We start from the raw sequence: 221 nt of genomic DNA, 5'->3' as shown, positions 1-221 counted from the left end.
CTTTTGACTTTCAATAATTTGGCGCACAAACGCCATTGCTTTTTTCTCCCTATCACGGTCTGTGCCGAGCAAGCGGTTGCAATGCATATGGATCAAGCTCCCGACAACTCTTTCCTCTGTATTGGTCATCGGCGTTTTCTCCATATTATGGGATAGCTCGTGTATGATTGCTTCGTTTTTAGAAAACAGCTTAAAGAGAAAGCCTTTCTGCTCCTTTAGAG

1 protein-coding gene is annotated in these 221 nt (G+C 43.4%); it reads right to left on the bottom strand.

Going from position 1 to position 221, the window contains the following annotated elements:
- Positions 1-221, bottom strand: a 221-nt coding sequence (locus tag CHH91_RS21550) for a thiopeptide-type bacteriocin biosynthesis protein (protein ID WP_141234272.1), incomplete at both ends; no start/stop codon positions are given.

It is taken from the genome of Virgibacillus sp. 7505 (assembly GCF_002272135.1).
Classification (GTDB): domain Bacteria; phylum Bacillota; class Bacilli; order Bacillales; family Amphibacillaceae; genus Terribacillus.
The sequence above is the reverse complement of the archived record's forward strand: the minus strand, read 5'-3'. Positions and strand labels throughout refer to the sequence as shown.